Source organism: Stenotrophomonas sp. Y-13, from assembly GCF_046267925.1.
Lineage (GTDB): Bacteria > Pseudomonadota > Gammaproteobacteria > Xanthomonadales > Xanthomonadaceae > Stenotrophomonas > Stenotrophomonas acidaminiphila_A.
Genome location: NZ_CP176501.1, coordinates 3,414,059 through 3,430,870, shown reverse-complemented (window position 1 = coordinate 3,430,870; position 16,812 = coordinate 3,414,059). Strand labels below are relative to the sequence as shown.

At 70.3% G+C, this 16,812-nt stretch carries 18 protein-coding genes; 15 read left to right on the top strand and 3 right to left on the bottom strand.

Annotated elements, in window-relative coordinates:
- Positions 1–52 precede the first annotated feature (52 nt).
- The 8 genes from ACJ7VY_RS15585 (at position 53) to ACJ7VY_RS15550 (ending at position 6,731) form a co-directional block, all read left to right on the top strand.
- Complete coding sequence (locus ACJ7VY_RS15585) at positions 53–802, top strand: FAD-binding oxidoreductase (protein WP_233996251.1); 750 nt, start codon at positions 53–55, stop codon at positions 800–802.
- A gap of 84 nt (positions 803–886) precedes the next feature.
- Positions 887–2,047, top strand: coding sequence for a GGDEF domain-containing protein (locus ACJ7VY_RS15580; protein WP_409476004.1), 1,161 nt, complete (start codon positions 887–889; stop codon positions 2,045–2,047).
- Between the two features lie 171 nt (positions 2,048–2,218).
- Positions 2,219–2,362, top strand: coding sequence for a hypothetical protein (locus ACJ7VY_RS15575; RefSeq protein ID WP_312345072.1), 144 nt, complete (start codon positions 2,219–2,221; stop codon positions 2,360–2,362).
- Positions 2,363–2,365: 3 nt separating this feature from the next.
- Positions 2,366–2,947: a hypothetical protein gene (locus ACJ7VY_RS15570; RefSeq protein WP_312345074.1), complete on the top strand. Its 582-nt coding sequence runs from the start codon at positions 2,366–2,368 to the stop codon at positions 2,945–2,947.
- A gap of 10 nt (positions 2,948–2,957) precedes the next feature.
- Positions 2,958–3,155, top strand: coding sequence for a helix-turn-helix transcriptional regulator (locus ACJ7VY_RS15565; protein ID WP_104939899.1), 198 nt, complete (start codon positions 2,958–2,960; stop codon positions 3,153–3,155).
- Positions 3,156–3,221: 66 nt separating this feature from the next.
- Positions 3,222–4,754 carry an alpha/beta hydrolase gene (locus ACJ7VY_RS15560; RefSeq protein WP_312345079.1) on the top strand — a complete coding sequence of 511 codons (1,533 nt, stop codon included), beginning with the start codon at positions 3,222–3,224 and terminating at the stop codon, positions 4,752–4,754.
- A gap of 31 nt (positions 4,755–4,785) precedes the next feature.
- The gene (locus ACJ7VY_RS15555; protein WP_161614629.1) at positions 4,786–5,541 is read left to right on the top strand and encodes an ATP-binding cassette domain-containing protein; all 756 of its coding nucleotides are present in this window, start codon (positions 4,786–4,788) and stop codon (positions 5,539–5,541) included.
- On the top strand, positions 5,538–6,731 hold the full coding sequence (locus ACJ7VY_RS15550; protein ID WP_104939897.1) for an ABC transporter permease: 1,194 nt from the start codon (positions 5,538–5,540) through the stop codon (positions 6,729–6,731). Before ACJ7VY_RS15555 ends, ACJ7VY_RS15550 begins: the two co-directional genes overlap by 4 nt.
- Positions 6,732–7,381: 650 nt before the next feature.
- Here the strand turns inward: ACJ7VY_RS15550 and ACJ7VY_RS15545 are convergent.
- Both ACJ7VY_RS15545 and ACJ7VY_RS15540 read right to left on the bottom strand, forming a co-directional pair.
- Positions 7,382–8,377: an energy transducer TonB gene (locus tag ACJ7VY_RS15545; RefSeq protein ID WP_104939896.1), complete on the bottom strand. Its 996-nt coding sequence runs from the start codon at positions 8,375–8,377 to the stop codon at positions 7,382–7,384.
- A 200-nt stretch (positions 8,378–8,577) separates the two neighbouring features.
- Positions 8,578–9,159, bottom strand: a complete 582-nt coding sequence (locus tag ACJ7VY_RS15540; RefSeq protein WP_104939895.1) for a TIGR00645 family protein — start codon at positions 9,157–9,159, stop codon at positions 8,578–8,580.
- 110 nt (positions 9,160–9,269) lie between these two features.
- Between ACJ7VY_RS15540 and ACJ7VY_RS15535 the strand changes: the two genes are divergently transcribed.
- From ACJ7VY_RS15535 to ACJ7VY_RS15515, 5 genes are all read left to right on the top strand, one after another.
- A complete protein-coding gene (locus ACJ7VY_RS15535) occupies positions 9,270–9,959 on the top strand; it encodes a glutathione binding-like protein (RefSeq protein ID WP_313229872.1) in 690 nt (229 codons plus the stop codon).
- Positions 9,960–10,015: 56 nt separating this feature from the next.
- Positions 10,016–10,234: a hypothetical protein gene (locus tag ACJ7VY_RS15530; protein ID WP_409476003.1), complete on the top strand. Its 219-nt coding sequence runs from the start codon at positions 10,016–10,018 to the stop codon at positions 10,232–10,234.
- 86 nt (positions 10,235–10,320) lie between these two features.
- The gene (locus ACJ7VY_RS15525) at positions 10,321–12,546 is read left to right on the top strand and encodes a S9 family peptidase (RefSeq protein ID WP_409476002.1); all 2,226 of its coding nucleotides are present in this window, start codon (positions 10,321–10,323) and stop codon (positions 12,544–12,546) included.
- A 19-nt stretch (positions 12,547–12,565) separates the two neighbouring features.
- Entirely contained in the window at positions 12,566–13,054 is a 489-nt protein-coding gene (locus ACJ7VY_RS15520) for a cytochrome c oxidase assembly factor Coa1 family protein (RefSeq protein ID WP_161615617.1), read from the top strand.
- Positions 13,055–13,092: 38 nt separating this feature from the next.
- Positions 13,093–14,883, top strand: coding sequence for a DUF885 domain-containing protein (locus tag ACJ7VY_RS15515; protein ID WP_409476001.1), 1,791 nt, complete (start codon positions 13,093–13,095; stop codon positions 14,881–14,883).
- Positions 14,884–14,999: 116 nt separating this feature from the next.
- Here the strand turns inward: ACJ7VY_RS15515 and ACJ7VY_RS15510 are convergent, their stop codons facing one another.
- Positions 15,000–15,422: a hypothetical protein gene (locus ACJ7VY_RS15510; RefSeq protein WP_161615615.1), complete on the bottom strand. Its 423-nt coding sequence runs from the start codon at positions 15,420–15,422 to the stop codon at positions 15,000–15,002.
- A gap of 131 nt (positions 15,423–15,553) precedes the next feature.
- Between ACJ7VY_RS15510 and ACJ7VY_RS15505 the strand changes: the two genes are divergently transcribed.
- Entirely contained in the window at positions 15,554–15,802 is a 249-nt protein-coding gene (locus tag ACJ7VY_RS15505) for a hypothetical protein (protein ID WP_312345100.1), read from the top strand.
- A 78-nt stretch (positions 15,803–15,880) separates the two neighbouring features.
- The gene (locus ACJ7VY_RS15500; protein WP_293755686.1) at positions 15,881–16,795 is read left to right on the top strand and encodes a bestrophin family protein; all 915 of its coding nucleotides are present in this window, start codon (positions 15,881–15,883) and stop codon (positions 16,793–16,795) included.
- The last annotated feature ends 17 nt before the right edge of the window (positions 16,796–16,812 follow it).

Genomic DNA, 16,812 nt, shown 5'->3' with positions numbered 1-16,812 from the left:
CTATTATAGGAGGCCCCGCGGCACCAGCCCGGCTACACACTGTTTCCCGTTCGTGCCTGTCCAATTCCCCCTCAAGCTGGTCGGTCGCCGCATGCTGGCGCCCACCGTCGGTCATTACCAGTTCGTCCGCGACGACGGCCAGCCGCTGGATTTCCAGCCCGGGCAGTTCATCCAGGTGCACTTCCACTACGCCGACGGCACCGCCACCAAGCGCAGCTACTCGCTGGCGACCCTCCACGACCACGCGCTTGGCCCGGGTGATGCGGTGGACATCGCGGTCAGCTTCGTGCCCGGCGGTGCCGCCACGGCCCTGTTCGAGGGCCTGGAGACCGGCCAGTGCATCACCGCCAGCGGCCCGTTCGGGCGCTTCTGCCTGCAGCCGGGCGACCACAACGGCCGTTACCTGCTGATCGCCACCGGCACCGGCGTCACCCCGTACCGCTCGATGCTGCCGCTGCTGGCCAGGGCGATGGCCGGGCGCGGGGTGGAAGTGGTGCTGCTGCAGGGCGCGCGTACCCCGGCCGAACTGCTGTACGCCGATGATTTCCGCGCCTTCGCCGATGCCCACCCGGGCTTCCGCTACATGCCGTGCCTGTCGCGCGAGCTGCCGGCCGATCCGCACCCGGACGTGCGTAGCGGCTACGTGCAGCAGCAGCTGGCCGAAATCGCCCCGGACCCGGCCCGCGACATCGCCTACCTGTGCGGCAACCCGGTCATGGTCGATGCCTGTTTCGAGGCGCTCCGCGCGGCCGGCCTGCCGCTGCCGCAACTGCGCCGCGAGAAGTACGTCAGCAGCAAGTAGGCTTGTGCCCACGCGCCACGCGGCGCGATGATCCGGCAGGCTGCTCCACCCTCGGCGGTGCCGCTCGACGCAAGGACACCGGGCATGACCACGCTGGACTTTCCCACCATCGCCGCCATCGGCCTGCTGCTGAACATCGGCCTGGCCGCCGGTTTTTCGCTGATCCTGCTGGTCCTGCGCCGCCAGACCGTGCCCCGGCTGTGGGCCGCAAGCATGTGGGCGGGCGCGGCCAGCACGGTGCTGGTCAGCGTGCCGCTGCCGCTGCCGGTGGCGGTGGGCATCCTGGCGCGCAACGGATTCGCGGTGCTGGGCAGCATGCTGATGCTGTTCGGCGTGGCCCTGCATGTCGGCCGCCGCGCGCCGGTGCGCCCGGCCCTGGTGCTGGGCGCAGGCTACCTGCTGGCGATCGCCTGGTTCAGCGTGGCCAGGCCCGACCTCGGCATCCGCCTGGCGCTGTACAGCGCGCTGATCATCATCTGGAAGACTTGGGAGGCCTGGCTGCTGCTGCGCCATGCCCCGGTCGACGTGCGCCGCAGCTGCCGGCTGGCGGCGGTGGTGTTCCTGCTGGATGCGACGCTGTTCCTGGTGCGGGCGCTGATCCCGGTCGCGCCCGGCGCCGATGGCGACATCCTGCGCGCCGGCCTGCCGATGAACGTCACCTACGTCGGCGGCATGTTCGTGATGCTCGCCCACACCTTCGCCCTGGTGCTGCTGATCGTCGAGCGGCAGATGGTGGACCTGCGCCGGCTGGCCCGCCGCGACGGCCTGACCGGGCTGCTCAACCGCACCGCGCTGATGGGCGACGGCGAGCAGCAGCTGGCGCAGAGCCTGCACCAGCAGCAGCCGTTCGCGGCGATGCTGCTGGACTTGGACCACTTCAAGCGGATCAACGATACCCGCGGCCATCCGGTCGGGGACGAGGTGCTGCACCACGCCGCGCGGACCCTGCGGCGCTCCCTGCGCGGCCGCGACCAGCTGCTCGGCCGCTATGGCGGCGAGGAGTTCGTGCTGCTGCTGCCGGACACCGGCATGGAACAGGCGATGGCCCTGGCCGAACGCCTGCGCGCGACCCTGGAGGCCAGCCCGCTGCAGCGCGATGGCGGCACGATCGTCATCACCGCCAGCATCGGCGTGGCCGTCGCCGATGCCGTGCCCGGGCTGGAGAGCCTGCTGGCGCGGGCCGATGCGGCGCTGTACCGGGCCAAGGCCGCCGGCCGCAACCGCGTTGCCGGCGACCTGGGGTAGCGCCGGCGCCGCGGCCTTGAGCGTCCGGCCGCATCCGCGCCGGCGGCGGGCCCGTCGATGGCGGCGCCCGCGCAGCACCGGGCTGTAAAGCTCGCTTGACAGATGGCGGATGGCCGCTGCATCCTCCTGTAAAGCTTGCTTGACAAGGGTGGGGCCATGGGGGGCGCGGACATGAAAGCAGCAGTAAGCCAGGCAGGTACCGGCGCGGCGTTCGCGGGCGTCGCCGCGACCGGCCAGGCCGCGTTCGTCGCTGGACGCACGGCCACCGTCGCGCCGGGCCGGGTGGTGCTGGCGCGCGTGCGCGGAGGGGGCTGAGCCATGGCGCGCGCACTCGACCGCTGGATCATCGCCGCCGCCTTCGCCACCGCGGCGATGGGCCTGGCGCTGCTGCGGCTGATGCCGGGCGACAGCGCCGACATGCTGGGCGGGATCTGCCTCGGCGTGGCCGTGGGCCTGTTGTTCGTGCTGCTGCTGCGGCGGCAGCTGCCCAATGCCTGCGACACCGCGCCGCTGGCGCTGCGCCGGCGCTACAGCCGCGAGATGATGATCGCCATGAGCGCCTACGTGGTGCTGCTGGTGCTGTCGATCCTGCTGCTCAAGCGCGTGGAAGGCACCGCGCTGCGTGCCTGCATCGCACTGCTGCCGGTGCCGCCGATCGCGATGACGCTGCGGGCGATGATCCGCTACATCCGCGACGCCGACGAACTGCAGCAGCGCATCGAGCTGCAGGCGGTCAGCTTCGCCGCGGCGTTCGTCTCGCTGCTGTATCTCACCGGCGGCCTGCTGCAATCGGCGCGGGTGCTGGACGTGGCGGCCAGCGCGGCGATGATCTGGGTGTTCCCGCTGGTATGCCTGGCCTACGGCCTGGCCAAGATCGTCGTCTCCCGGCGCTACGGTTGAACCGCCCCCCATGGACAACCGACTGCGTGAACTGCGCGAAGCCCACGGCTGGTCGCAAGGGGAATTGGCCGAGCGGCTGGAGGTCTCGCGGCAGACCGTCAACGCGCTGGAGACCGGCAAGTACGACCCCAGCCTGCCGCTGGCGTTCCGCATCGCCCGCCTGTTCGATGCCAGGATCGAGGATATTTTCTTTCCCGCTGTCACATGACGCCGCCAGCCCCGTCTTGGGCTGGCAGGACCCAACCCGTTCCATCAACCACAAGGGGCTGTTCCGATGATGTCCCGCAAGACCCGTATCCTCCTGGCGGTGGCCGCGCTTGGCGCCGTGCTCGGCTACCGCGCGCTCAAGCCCGCACCCGATGAGGCCGAGGCCGCCAAGGCGCCGCTGCCCGCCACCGAGGCGGAGGTCAAGCCGCTGATGCTCGGCAGCCTCGCGTTCCGCCCATGCACCCTCGATTCGCCGAACAGCCGCGACAGCCTCGAAGCCCAGTGCACCACCTTCGAGGTCGCCGAGGACCGCGGCAACCCGCAGGGCCGCAAGATCGCGCTGAACATCGCGCTGCTGACCCCGGACAAGCCCGAAAGCGCGCTGCCGGACCCGGTGTTCTTCCTGGCCGGCGGCCCCGGGCAGTCCGCCACGCAGAGCTATCCGCAGATCGACCCGGCCTTCGCCGAGGTGCGCAAGCGGCGCAACGTGATCCTGCTCGACCAGCGCGGCACCGGCAAATCCAACCTGCTGTCGTGCGAGCCGCCGGAGGACGACGACGCCAGCGCGGAAGCAATGCAGGCCAGCGCCGCCGCCTGCGTGGCGGCGTTGTCGGGCAAGGCCGACCTGCGCCACTACACCACCACCGACGCGGTGGCCGACCTGGACGCCGTGCGCCAGGCGATCGGCGCGGCGCAGATCAACCTGGTCGGTGTCAGCTACGGCACCCGCGTCGCGCAGCAGTACGCCATGCGCCACCCGCACAGCACGCGCAGCATCGTGCTCGACTCGGTGGTGCCCAACACCCTGCAGCTGGGCAACATCTTCGCCCGCAACCTGGACGATGCGCTGGCGCTGCAGTTCGCCCAATGCACCGGCAACCCCGCGTGCAAGGCCGCGCTGGGCGATCCGCGCGCCGAACTGGACGCATTGCTGGCCGCACTGCGCGCCAACCCGGTGACGGTGCGCTACCGCGATGCCAGCACCGGGCAGGAGCACGAGGACGTGCTGCGCGCCGATACCGTCGCCGGGCTGGTGCGCATGTACGCCTACATGCCGGAAGCCGCCGCGCTGCTGCCCAAGCTGATCCACGAGGCGCGCAATGGCCGCTACGGCGACCTGATGGCGCTGGCGAAGATGCTGCAGGGCGGCATGAAGGACAGCATGGCCATGGGCATGCAGCTGTCGGTGATCTGCAGCGAGGACGACCAGGGCATGGTGGCGCGCGCCGAGGACGCGGACACCGTGCTTGGCAACCGCATGGCCGACAGCCTGGCGGCGATGTGCAGCACCTGGCCGAAGGGCCGGATGCCGGCCGATTTCCACACGCCCCTGGCCACCGCGGTGCCCGCGCTGGTGCTGGAAGGCGAGTTCGACCCGGTCACCCCGCCGCGCTATGGCGAGGAGGTGGCCAAGCAGCTGCCCAAGGGGCGCCTGTTCGTGCTGCGCGGCCAGGGCCACGCGGTCATCGGCGCCGGCTGCATGCCCAAGCTGTTCGCGCAGTTCGTCGACACCACCGACGCCGCCGCGCTCGATGCCACCTGCCTGGAAAAACTCACCTACGTGCCGCCGTTCACCAGCTTCAATGGCTGGGAACCGTGACCGTCCACGCACCACTGAGGAATCCGCTTCCATGATCGTTGCAGAACGACTCCGCAAGACCTTCCCCGGCAAGGGCAAGGACAAGACGCCGGTGATCGCGGTGGACGACGTCGGCTTCACCGCCCACGACGGCCAGATCACCGGCCTGCTCGGCCCCAACGGCGCCGGCAAGACCACCACGCTGCGCATGCTCTACACGCTGATGACCCCCGAGACCGGCAAGGTCATGGTCGATGGCGTGGACGCCGCGGCCGACCCCGACACGGTGCGCCGCAGCCTGGGCGTGCTGCCGGACGCGCGCGGCGTGTACAAGCGCCTGACCGCGCGCGAGAACATCGAGTACTTCGGCCAGCTGCATGGCATGGATGCGGCGGCGATCGCCGCGCGCATCGCGCGCCTGGCCGCGGCGCTGCAGATGGAGGACTTCCTCGACCGCTCGACCGAAGGCTTCAGCCAGGGCCAGCGCACCAAGACCGCCATCGCCCGCGCGCTGGTGCACGACCCGAAGAACGTGATCCTCGACGAACCGACCAACGGCCTGGACGTGATGACCACCCGCGGCCTGCGCGGCTTCCTCAAGGAGCTGCGCGGCGAGGGCCGCTGCGTGATCTTCTCCAGCCACATCATGCAGGAGGTGGCGGCGCTGTGCGACCGCATCGTCATCGTCGCGCATGGCCGCGTGGTGGCGCAGGGCACGCCGGACGAGCTGCGTGAGCATGCCGGCGAGAGCAACCTGGAAGACGCGTTCGTCAAGCTGATCGGCAGCGAAGAGGGCCTGCACGCATGAACAAGACCGGATTCATTGGCAGCATGTTCACGGTGATGCGCAAGGAGCTGCGCGATTTCGCCCGCGACCGCCGCACCTTCTTCCTGACCCTGTTCATCGCGCCGCTGCTGTACCCGCTGCTGTTCCTGGGCATCGACAAGCTCAGCAACCTGCGGGTGTCCAACCAGCTGGAAAAGGACATGGCGCTGTCCGTGGTCGGCATGGAGCGCGCGCCCAACCTGATGGCGTTCCTGGCCAGCCAGGGCATCACCCCGCGCGAGGCGCCGGACGACTACGAAGCCCGCATCCGCGCCCAGCGCGAGGACGTGGCGCTGGTGGTCGCGGCGGACTTCGCCGACGACTGGCATGCCGGCAAGCCGGCCAAGGTCGAGGTCGTCGCCGACACCACCCGCCGCACCAGCGACGTGCAGGTGGCGCGCGTGCGCAAGGTGCTGGCGGCCTACGGCCAGCAGGTGGGCGCGCTGCGGCTGATGGCGCGCGGCGTCAACCCCGCGGTGGCCATGCCGGTCAGCGTGGGCACGCGCGACCTGGCCACCGCCGAGGCCAAGCGCGGCATCCTGCTGTCGGTCATCCTGCCGATCCTGTTGATGATGTCCGCCTTCATCGGTGGCTCGCACCTGGTCATGGACACCACCGCCGGCGAGCGCGAACGGCAGTCGCTGGAACCGCTGCTGGCCACCCCCGCGCCACGCGGCGCCCTGGTCAGCGGCAAGATGCTGGCATCGACCCTGGTCGGGCTGACCGCGATCCTGCTGATCCTGCTGTCGTTCAAGTTCAGCGCCAGCCTCGGCCGTGGCGTGGGCAGTTCGCTGGACGTGAGCTTCATGGCGATGGGCAAGCTGCTGCTGGTGCTGCTGCCGCTGGTGCTGATCGGCACCGCGCTGCTGACCTGCCTGGCTGCCGGCGCCAAGAGCATGAAGGAAGCGCAGAGCCACATCGTCTGGCTGATGATGATGGCGATGATGCCCGGTTACGCGCTGATGGCCTATCCGCTGAAGGACACCCAGCTGTGGCAGTACGCGGTGCCGTTCCTGTCGCAGAACCAGATGCTGGTGAAGGTGACCCGCGGCGAAATGCCGGGCGCCGAGCAGTGGGGCGTCTACCTCGGGGCCTCGCTGCTGCTGACCGTGGTGCTGTGGGCCATGGCGGTGTGGCGCTACAGGCAGGAAAAGCTGGCGATCTCGGGTTGAGCCCGCATCGCCGCAGGAGAAGCGAGAGGCCCGGATCGCTCCGGGCCTTTCGTTTTTGTGGGTGATCCGGGCGTTCCGTCTTCGTAGGTGCGCGGCTTGCCGCGCACGCTTCAATGTTTGCCGCGCACGCTTCACCTGCCGCGGCGGCAAGGCCCAGGCGGGGCAAGCCCCGCCGCTACGAATGGGAACGCTTCGGTCCCGCAACAAGAATGGAGGCCGGATCGCTCCGGGCCTTCCGCCCTCGTAGGTGCGCGGCTTGCCGCGCACGCTTCAATGTTTGCCACGCACGCTTCACGTGCCGCATCGGCAAGGCCAAAGCGGGGCAAGCCCCGCCGCTACGAATGGGAACGCTTCGGTCACGCAACAAGAATGGAGGCCGGATCGCCCCGGGCCTTCCGCCTTCGTAGGTGCGCGGCTTGCCGCGCACGCTTCACGTGCCGCATCGGCAAGGCCCAGGCGGGGCAAGCCCCGCCGCTACGGACGGAACATTCCGGACCCGCAACGAAATGAAGGCCCGGATCGTTCCGGGCCTTTCGTCTTTGTGGGTGCTACGGGCGTTCCGTCTTCGTAGGTGCGCGGCTTGCCGCGCACGCCTCAATGCCCGGCGCACGCTTCGTCGCACACGCCTTCCGCCGGCAAGCCTCCTGCGGCTACTGGTTGGGCTGGAATGCCAGCGTGCGGCGGGTCGTGGTCGGGCTGGAAATCGGCTCGAAGCGCCAGCGCCGGACCGCGTTCAGCGCCTCGCGGTCGAATACCCGCGGCGGGTTGGCACGCAGCACGCGGGCATCGGTCACCGAGCCGTCGGTACCGATGGTGAGTTCCACCAGCACTTCGCCGGAAGTGCCCGACCGCAGCGCGTCGGCGGGGTAGCGCGGGGCCGGCGTGCTCACCGCGCGCAGGGTCGGTGCGGCCGCGGCCGGCTTCGGTGCGGCCGCCACCTGCTGCGCCGCGGCGCGGGCGTCGGCCTCGCGCTTGGCCGCGGCCTGGCGCTCGGCCTCCAGCCGCTCGCTTTCCTTGCGCGCCGCTTCCTGGCGCGCGGCAAGCTGCTGCGCGGCACTGGCCTCGGCGGCCTGCTGCTGTGCCAGCCGCTGCTGTTCGACCAGCTGCTTGGCGCGGTTCTCGGCGTCCTTCTTGACCTTGTCGGTCTCTTCCTGGGTGCGCTTGACCGCCACTTCCATGCCGCGGGTGATGCCCTGCTTAAGGCGCGGCAGCGCCGGTGCCGACGGGTCCACCTTCTCGATCAGCGCCACCAGGCGCTGCGCTTCGGGGAAGTCCTCGCGCGCCAGGCTCTGCTCGGCGGCGATCAGGGTGTAGGGCTGCAGGTCGGTCAGCGCGCTCTTGACCGCCGCGTCGTCGGGCAGCTTGTCGCGCAGGGCCAGGTAGTACTCCATGGCGTTGTCGCCCGCCGGCGCGTACATGCGGTTCTCGCGCAGCGCGGTGCTGGCCGAGTCGCGCAGCTGGTCGGTGCCCATCGACTGCACCTTGGCCGAAACCGCGGGCTCGGCCGGGGTCGCGGCGGGGCTAGCGGGCGTGCCGGCGGCAGCCGCCGGGGCGGAATCGTCCTTGCCCGAGCAGGCTGCCAGGGCGACGGCCAGCAGGGCGGGCGCCAGCAGGCGCGCTTTGCCGTGGATCGTGACGTACGACATCAATCTTCCCCTTGAATCGACGAACGCGAATGGTGGTTCGCCCGGGCCGTCATGGATGCGCGGCGTTTCCCCACGTCGGCCGGACCCGGTGCGAAGGGAGAATCTAGCATTGCCGCCCCGGGTTGCACGAGGCGGGGGGCGCATGGCGCTGCCGCCGATGGCCGCCGCACGGCGGGGCCAGCGGCCGCGCGGGGCGTCGATCAGTGCCCGTTCTGTTTGGAATGCCCGTTGGACATCAGTTTGTCGGTCCAGGCGATGCCGACCGCCGACAGGATGAACACGCAGTGGATGATGGTCTGCCACATCACCCCGGTGGAGGTGAACTTGGTACACGCAACGCCCGTGGCCGCTTCCGACCCGCACAGCGGCAGCCCCAGCTGCCCGGCCTCGATGAAGGTCTTGAGCAGGTGGATCGAGGAGATGCCGATGATCGCCATCGCCAGCTTCACCTTCAGTACCGATGCGTTGACGTGGCTGAGCCACTCCGGCTGGTCCGGGTGACCCTGCAGGCCCAGGCGCGAGACGAAGGTCTCGTAGCCGCCGACAATCACCATCACCAGCAGGTTGGAGATCATCACCACGTCGATCAGGCCGAGCACGATCAGCATGATCTGCTGCTCGCCCAGGGCGTTGGCGTCGTGGATCAGGTGCCACAGTTCCTTGCCGAACAGGAACACGTAGACGCATTGGGCGATGATCAGGCCGAGATAGAGCGGCAGCTGCAGCCAGCGCGAGGCGAAGATCAGGGCCGGGAGGGGGCTGAGCGGTTTGTGTTCGGACATGGCAGGAATGCTGCGTTGCGGGAAGGCGGCAGGTTAACGGTCGTCCGGTAGGCTGCCAAGCGTTACCGTATCGATCCCCGGTGACGGTTCCCCCCCACGGAGACGCATTCATGATCGACCTTTATTACTGGCCCACCCCCAACGGCCACAAGATCACCCTGTTCCTGGAAGAGGCCGGGCTGCCGTACCGCCTGATACCGGTCAACATCGGCAAGGGCGACCAGTTCCAGCCCGAGTTCCTCGCCATTTCGCCGAACAACAAGATGCCGGCGATCGTCGACCATGCACCGGCCGACGGCGGCGCGCCGCTGAGCGTGTTCGAGTCCGGCGCGATCCTGTTGTACCTGGCCGAGAAGACCGGCCGCTTCCTGCCGAGCGACCTGCGCGGCCGCGCCACCGCGCTGGAGTGGCTGTTCTGGCAGATGGGCGGGCTGGGGCCGATGAGCGGGCAGATGGGCCACTTCAACGTGTATGCGCCCGAGCGCATCGCCTATGCCATCGAGCGCTACGACAGCGAGGTACGGCGCCTGCACCGGGTGATGGACAAGCGCCTGTCCGAATCGGCCTACCTGGGCGGCGACGAGTACGGCATCGCCGACATGGCCAGCTACCCGTGGATCGGCGCCTACAGCAAGTTGCCGGCCGACTTCGACGCCTTCCCGCACCTGCACCGCTGGCACCAGGCCATCGCCATGCGCCCGGCCACGCAGCGCGCCTACGCGCTCGGCCCGACGGTGAACCCGGACGCCGGCAAGCCGCTGAGCGAGGAGGAGCGGCAGCACCTGTTCGGCAAGCGCTGAGCCGCGGTGCCGTGGCGGCCTGCGGCCAATGGCCGCAGGCCGGCCCGCCGTCCGGATTGATCCAACGCAAGGCCAGCCACGGCAGCCCTCCCTACGCTGCCTCTATCGACAACGGCACGGGGGAGGGGACGATGCATCCGATACTGCGCGACATGCTGACGCAACCGGTGGGCTGGCTGACGATCTGCGGGGCGTTGATCATCCTGGGGATTCCGGTTTTCACGGTGTTCTTCATCCGCCGCCGGCTGCGCGAGGAGCAGCGCAACCAGCGCTGAGCCGCGGGCGGGACTGACGGCAGGGGGCAGGCGCGGGCGGGCTCGGCTAGGATGGTGCGATCCATGCTGTCCATGACAGGAAGCCCATGCGCCCCTTGTTCCTCGCCCTTGCCATGATGCTCGCCACGCCCGCCGTCCACGCCGAAAAACTCACCCTGGAAGCCATCACCGGCAGCGCGCCGCTGTCCGGGCCGACGCTGATGAAGCCCAAGGTGGCGCCGGATGGTTCGCGCGTGACCTTCCTGCGTGGCAAGGACAGCGACCGCAACCAGCTGGACCTGTGGGAATACGACATCGCCAGCGGCCAGACCCGGCTGCTGGTCGATTCCAAGGTGGTGCTGCCCGGCACCGAGACCCTGAGCGACGAGGAAAAGGCGCGGCGCGAGCGCCAGCGCATCGCGGCGATGACCGGCATCGTCGATTACCAGTGGTCGCCCGATGCGAAGACCCTGCTGTTCCCGCTCGGCGGCGAACTTTACCTGTACGACCTGGGCAAGCAGGGCCGCGACGCGGTGCGCCAGCTCACCCACGGCGAAGGCTTCGCCACCGACCCGAAGATCTCGCCCAGGGGCGGGTTCGTCAGCTTCGTGCGCGAGCGCAACCTGTGGGTGATCGACCTGGCCAGCGGCAAGCCGCTGCAGCTGACCCGCGACGGCAGCGCCACCATCGGCAACGGCGTGGCCGAATTCGTCGCCGACGAGGAAATGGACCGCCACACCGGCTACTGGTGGGCACCGGACGACTCGGCGATCGCCTTCGCCCGCATCGATGAATCGCCGGTGCCGGTGCAGAAGCGCTATGAGATGTACGCCGACCGCGTGGAGATGATCGAACAGCGCTACCCGGCGGCCGGCGACCGCAACGTGCGGGTCAAGCTCGGTGTGGTGGCACCGCGTGCCGGTGCCGCGCCGAAGTGGGTCGACCTGGGCAGGGAGCAGGACATCTACCTGGCCCGCGTCACCTGGCGCGACCCGCAGCGCCTGACCTTCCAGCGGCAGAGCCGCGACCAGAAGACGCTGGAACTGATCGAGACCACGCTGGCCGACGGCCGCCAGCGCACCCTGGTCACCGAGACCAGCCGGACCTGGGTGCCGCTGCACAACGACCTGCGCTTCCTCAAGGATGGCCGCTTCGTGTGGTCGTCCGAGCGCAGCGGCTTCGAGCACCTGTACCTGGCCAGCGAGGACGGCGCCACGCTGACCCCGCTGACCTCCGGCCCCTGGCCGGTGGATGAACTGCTGGCGGTGGACGAGGACGCGGGCAAGGTCTATTTCCGCGCCGGGATCGAGTCGCCGCTGCGCAGCGAGATCCATGCCGTGCCGCTGGCCGGCGGCGCGCCGGTGAAGCTCTCGCGCGCGGCGGGCATGCACAGCGCCGCGTTCGCCAACAACGCCAGCGTCTACGTGGACAGCTGGTCCAACAGCACCACGCCGCCGCAGATCGAGCTGTACCGCGCCAATGGCGAGAAGATCGCCACGCTGCTGGACAACGACCTGGCCGACCCGGCGCATCCGTACGCGAAATACCGCGACGCGCAGCGGCCGGTCGAGTACGGCACGCTCACCGCCGCCGATGGCCGCACCGAGCTGCACTACAGCCTGATCAAGCCGGCCGGCTTCGACCCGGCCAAGCAGTACCCGGTGGCGGTCTACGTGTATGGCGGCCCGGCGTCGCAGACGGTCACCGACAGCTGGCCCGGCCGCGGCGACCACCTGTTCAACCAGTACCTGGCACAGCACGGCTACGTGGTGTTCTCGCTGGACAACCGCGGCACGCCGCGCCGCGGCCGCGATTTCGGCGGCGCGCTGTACGGCGTGCAGGGCACGGTGGAAGTGGCCGACCAGCTCAAGGGCGTGGAATGGCTGAAGCGGCAGCCGTGGGTGGACGGTGCGCGCATCGGCGTGCAGGGCTGGTCCAACGGCGGCTACATGACCCTGATGCTGCTGGCCAAGGCGTCGGACCAGTACGCCTGCGGCGTGGCCGGCGCGCCGGTCACCGACTGGGGCCTGTACGACACGCACTACACCGAGCGCTACATGAACCTGCCGGCGGCCAACCCCGACGGTTACCGCGAAGGGCGCATCCTCACCCATATCGATGGGCTGACCTCGCCGCTGCTGCTGATCCATGGGATGGCCGACGACAACGTGCTGTTCACCCACTCGACCAATCTGATGAGCGCGCTGCAGAAGCGCGGCCAGCCGTTCGAACTGATGACCTACCCGGGCGCCAAGCATGGCCTGTCCGGCAGCAACGCGCTGCACCGCTACCGCGTCGCCGAGGACTTCCTCGCGCGCTGCCTCAAGCCCTGAGCCGGACAGGAGGACACGGATGTCGTCACCGCCCCCTCCCCTGCCGGGCGCCCGCACGCCCGGCCAGCGGCCGCCGCGCAACTGGCTGCAACGCAACCTCAAGTGGGCGTTGCCGCTGTTCGTGCTGCTGATCGTCGGTGGCTGGTCGCTGACCTCGTGGATGGGCCTGCGGCAGATGGCCGCGCCGCTGGAGCGCAGCGAGCCCTACCGCGAGGCGCTGGCGCGCGCCGGCCGCGACCCGGAAGTGGCCGCCGCGCTCGGGCAGCCGCTGCGGGCCAAGCCGTTCCCGTTCGGCAGCATCAACCAGTTCGGTGATGACGGCGGCGCCGACATGGTGATCCGCATCCAGGGACCGCATGGCAGCGGCAAGCTCGACGTGCGCGCGCAACGCCGCCAGGGGCGCTGGTCCTACCCGCGGCTGCAGGCGGAACTGCCGGGCCGGCATGCGCCGGTGGACCTGCGCGACGAACGCGACCGCGACTGCGCGATCTTGCCCGGTTGCCGCTGACTGCGTAGGGTCACGGCTCCACCCCCGGAGCCGCGCGCATGAAACCGATCGTCCTCGCCGTCGCCCTTGCCCTGGCCGCGCCCTTGCCGCTGGCCGCGGCCACCACGCCGTCGTCCCCGGCGGCCACATCCGCGCCGGCCTGGGTGGCGCACAGCAACGCGCTGGCGCAGATCCTGCTGCGCGCGCAGGCACCGTTCCGGCCGGAGATGGCCAGCTTCTTCGGCGTCCCGGGCTACGACGACAAGGTCGTCGACCTTGGCCCGGACAACGCCGCGCGCTACCGCGCCGCGCTGGAGCAGGCGCGTACCCAGCTGCGCGAAAAACTCCAGCTCGAACGCGACCCCAACGTGCGCCAGGACCTGGAGATCATGATCGCCGCGGCCGGCCGCGGCATCGAGGGCAGCGCGCTCGAGGAGCAGCACCTGATGCCGTGGGTGGACGTGCCGCAGAGCGTGTTCGGTGGCCTCAACGGGCTGCTGTCCGACCAGGTGCCGGCGGAGCGCCGGGCCCGGGCGCTGGACCGGCTCAAGGCCTATATCGGCCAGGCCCCGGGCAGCCAGCCGCTGGCCACCCTGGCGCGGCAGCGCTACGCCGAGAAGAGCGGCACCCCGGGCCTGCTGCAGCCGACCCGGATCGAGGTCGAACAGGCCATCGCCAATGTCGATACCTACATCGACGGCATCGGCAAGCTGTTCGCAAAGTACGACATCAAGGGCGCGGACGCCGCGCTGGCCACACTGGCCACGCAGATGAAGGAGTACATCGCATGGACGCGCCGGGACGTGCTGCCACAGGCGCGCACCGACACCCGCCTGCCGGCCGAGTTGTATGCCTTCCAGCTCAAGGACGTGGGCGTGGACATCGACCCGGCGCTGCTGGTGCAGCGCGCGCAGCTGGAGTACATGGAAACCCGCGCGATGATGCGCCAGCTGGCGCCGCTGGTGGTGCAGGCCAAGGGCCTGAAGGTGGATGATGCCAACGACCATGCCGCGGTGATCCGCGCGCTGAAGCAGGACACGATCGGCAACGACCGCCTGGAGGCGCACTACCGCGGCATCATCGACGCCATCGACCCGATCATCCGCCGCCAGCGCATCGTCGACGTGCCACAGCGCCCGCTGCAGATGCGCCTGGGCAGCGCGGCCGAGAGCGCCGCGTCGCCGGCGCCGCATTACCTGCCGCCGCCGCTGGTCGGCAACACCGGGCAGCAGGGCACCTTCGTGCTGCCGCTGGGCAACCCGGCCTCGGGCGGCAAGGCGCAGTACGACGATTTCAACTTCGGTTCGGCGGCATGGACGCTGAGCGCGCACGAAGGCCGCCCGGGCCATGACCTGCAGTTCGCGGCGATGGTCGAGCGCGGCGTCTCGCTGGCGCGCACGCTGTTCGCGTTCAATTCGGTCAACGTCGAGGGCTGGGCGCTGTACGCCGAGGCCGAGCTGGTGCCGTTCGAGCCGCTGGACGGGCAGATGATCGCGCTGCAGTTCCGGCTGCTGCGCGCCGCCCGCGCCATGCTCGACCCGATGCTCAACCTCGGCCTGACTGACCGCGAGCAGGCGCGCAAGGTGCTGGTGGAAGGCGTCGGCCTGTCCGAGGCCATGGCCACCCAGGAACTGGACCGCTACACCGTGCGGGCGCCGGGCCAGGCCTGCAGCTACTTCTACGGCTATACCCGGATCATGGAGCTGCGCATGCGCACCGAGCTGGCGCTGGGCGACCGCTTCGACCGCCTGGCGTTCAACAACTTCCTGCTCGACCAGGGGCTGCTGCCGCCGGACCAGCTGGCCACCGCCGTGGACGAGGTGTTCATCCCGGCGCAGCGCCGCAGGTGAACGGCACGGGGCGCCTGCGGGCGCCCCGTGCGCGCGCTGTCCGTCGGGGGGCACGCGGGAACACGCCGGCGCCGGGCGCGGCATGCCGCGGTCGATCGCCGCCGCCGTGGCGTGGCCTACCTGGCCGCGCCCGGCGGCACCCAGATCGCCACGCCGGCGGCGCGCTTCTGCTGGGTCGGGATGCCCACGCTCAGGCCCCCGCCACCATGCCGGCCGTAGCTGCCACCGCCGACCGACATGCCCACCGGCGAGCCGCCGGCGCCCACCCCCATCAGGATCACGCCGTTGGCGCCCAGCGCCGCGGCCTCGCGCTTGAGCCGGGCAATGGCCGCATCGGTCTGGCCCTGGGTGCCGAAGCCGACTGCGCTGGAGGCCTCCAGCTGGGCGATCTCCACCGCGCCGGCCGGTGGCGTGGAATAGATCTGCACGCTGGCTGGATCGACCGGCGCGCGCGCCTGGCCGAGCATGACCCGTGAGGTGCTGGCGCAGCCGCCGGTGGCCAGGGCGATGCCCAATGCGATGGCGAGCGGTAGTTTCATGGGTTCACTCCCGGGTGGGTGATGGCGGGATCATCGGCGCGCCCGCGTGAATCAGCCGCGAACCGCGTGGAACGTTTGATCGCGGGGATTTCCGGGCTATCTTGCGCGCATCAACCAGCGGAGGGAACGACATGGGACTGATCAGCCTGGTCTGGGGCATCGTGGCGCTGCTGTGGATGGTGTTGGCCTTCATCCCGCTGCTGGGCTGGGGCAACTGGTTCCTGATCCCGTTCGCCGCGGTCGGCGCGGTCATCGCCGCCATCGGCCTGCTGTTCACCCGTGAGGGCAACCGCGGCCGCGCCAAGGCCGGGCTGCTGCTCAACGTGGCGGTGATCGTGGTCGGGGTGATCCGCCTGGGCCTGGGTGGCGGCCTGGTCTGACCGCGGGGCGTAGAATGGCGGACCCTGCCGGCTGACGATCCGGCGCCCAGGGCCCGCAGCCGGCGTGACCCCCCACCGATGATCATCCGACCCCGCCCCCGCGGCTGGCAGCTGCTGTACATACTGCGCGGTTCGATCGTGCCGGCCATCGCCCCGCGGGTGCTGGCGATCGGGGTGCTGGCGGTGGCCGTGGCACTGCTGGCCAAGCTGCATCATCCATTCGCCGCCAATGGCCTGGCGGTGGCGCCGTTCACCCTGCTGGGGCTGGTGCTGTCGATCTTCCTGAGCTTCCGCAACAACGCCTGCCACGAGCGCTGGTGGGAAGGTCGCAAGCAGTGGGGGCAGCTGCTGATCGAGACCCGCAGCTTCGTGCGCCAGGCCAACGCGCTGCTGGCCGACGACGCGCCACTGCGCCGGCGGGTGTCGCGGCTGCTGGTCGGTTTCGCCCATGCCCTGGCCGCGCGCCTGCGCGGCCGCGACGCCGCCGCCGCGGCCGCGCCGTGGCTGGCGCCCGGGCAGCAGGCGCTGCTGCAGCGGCAGAACATCCCCGACGGCCTGCTGGCACTGGTCGCCGCCGAACTGGCGGTGCCGCTGCGCGCCGGCCGCCTCGACCCTTACCTGTACGCCTGCTTCGAACAGCGCCTGCATGCGCTGTCCTCGGTGCAGGCGGCGTGCGAGCGCATCGCCGGCACGCCACTGCCGTTCGCCTACACCCTGCTGCTGCACCGCTGCGCGTGGCTGTTCTGCGTGCTGCTGCCGTTCGGCCTGGCCGGTGCGCTGGGCTGGGCCACGCCGGTGGTGTCGATGCTGCTGGCCTACGCGTTCTTCGGCCTGGACCAGCTCGGCGAGGAGCTGGAAGAGCCGTTCGGCCTGGAACCCAACGACCTGCCGCTGGACGCCATGGTGCGCACCCTCGAGATCGACGTGCTCGACGCACTGGGCGAGCACCCGCTGCCCGAACCGCTGCAACCGCAGGGCTACCTGCTGCAATAGCCATTCCCCCCATCCCG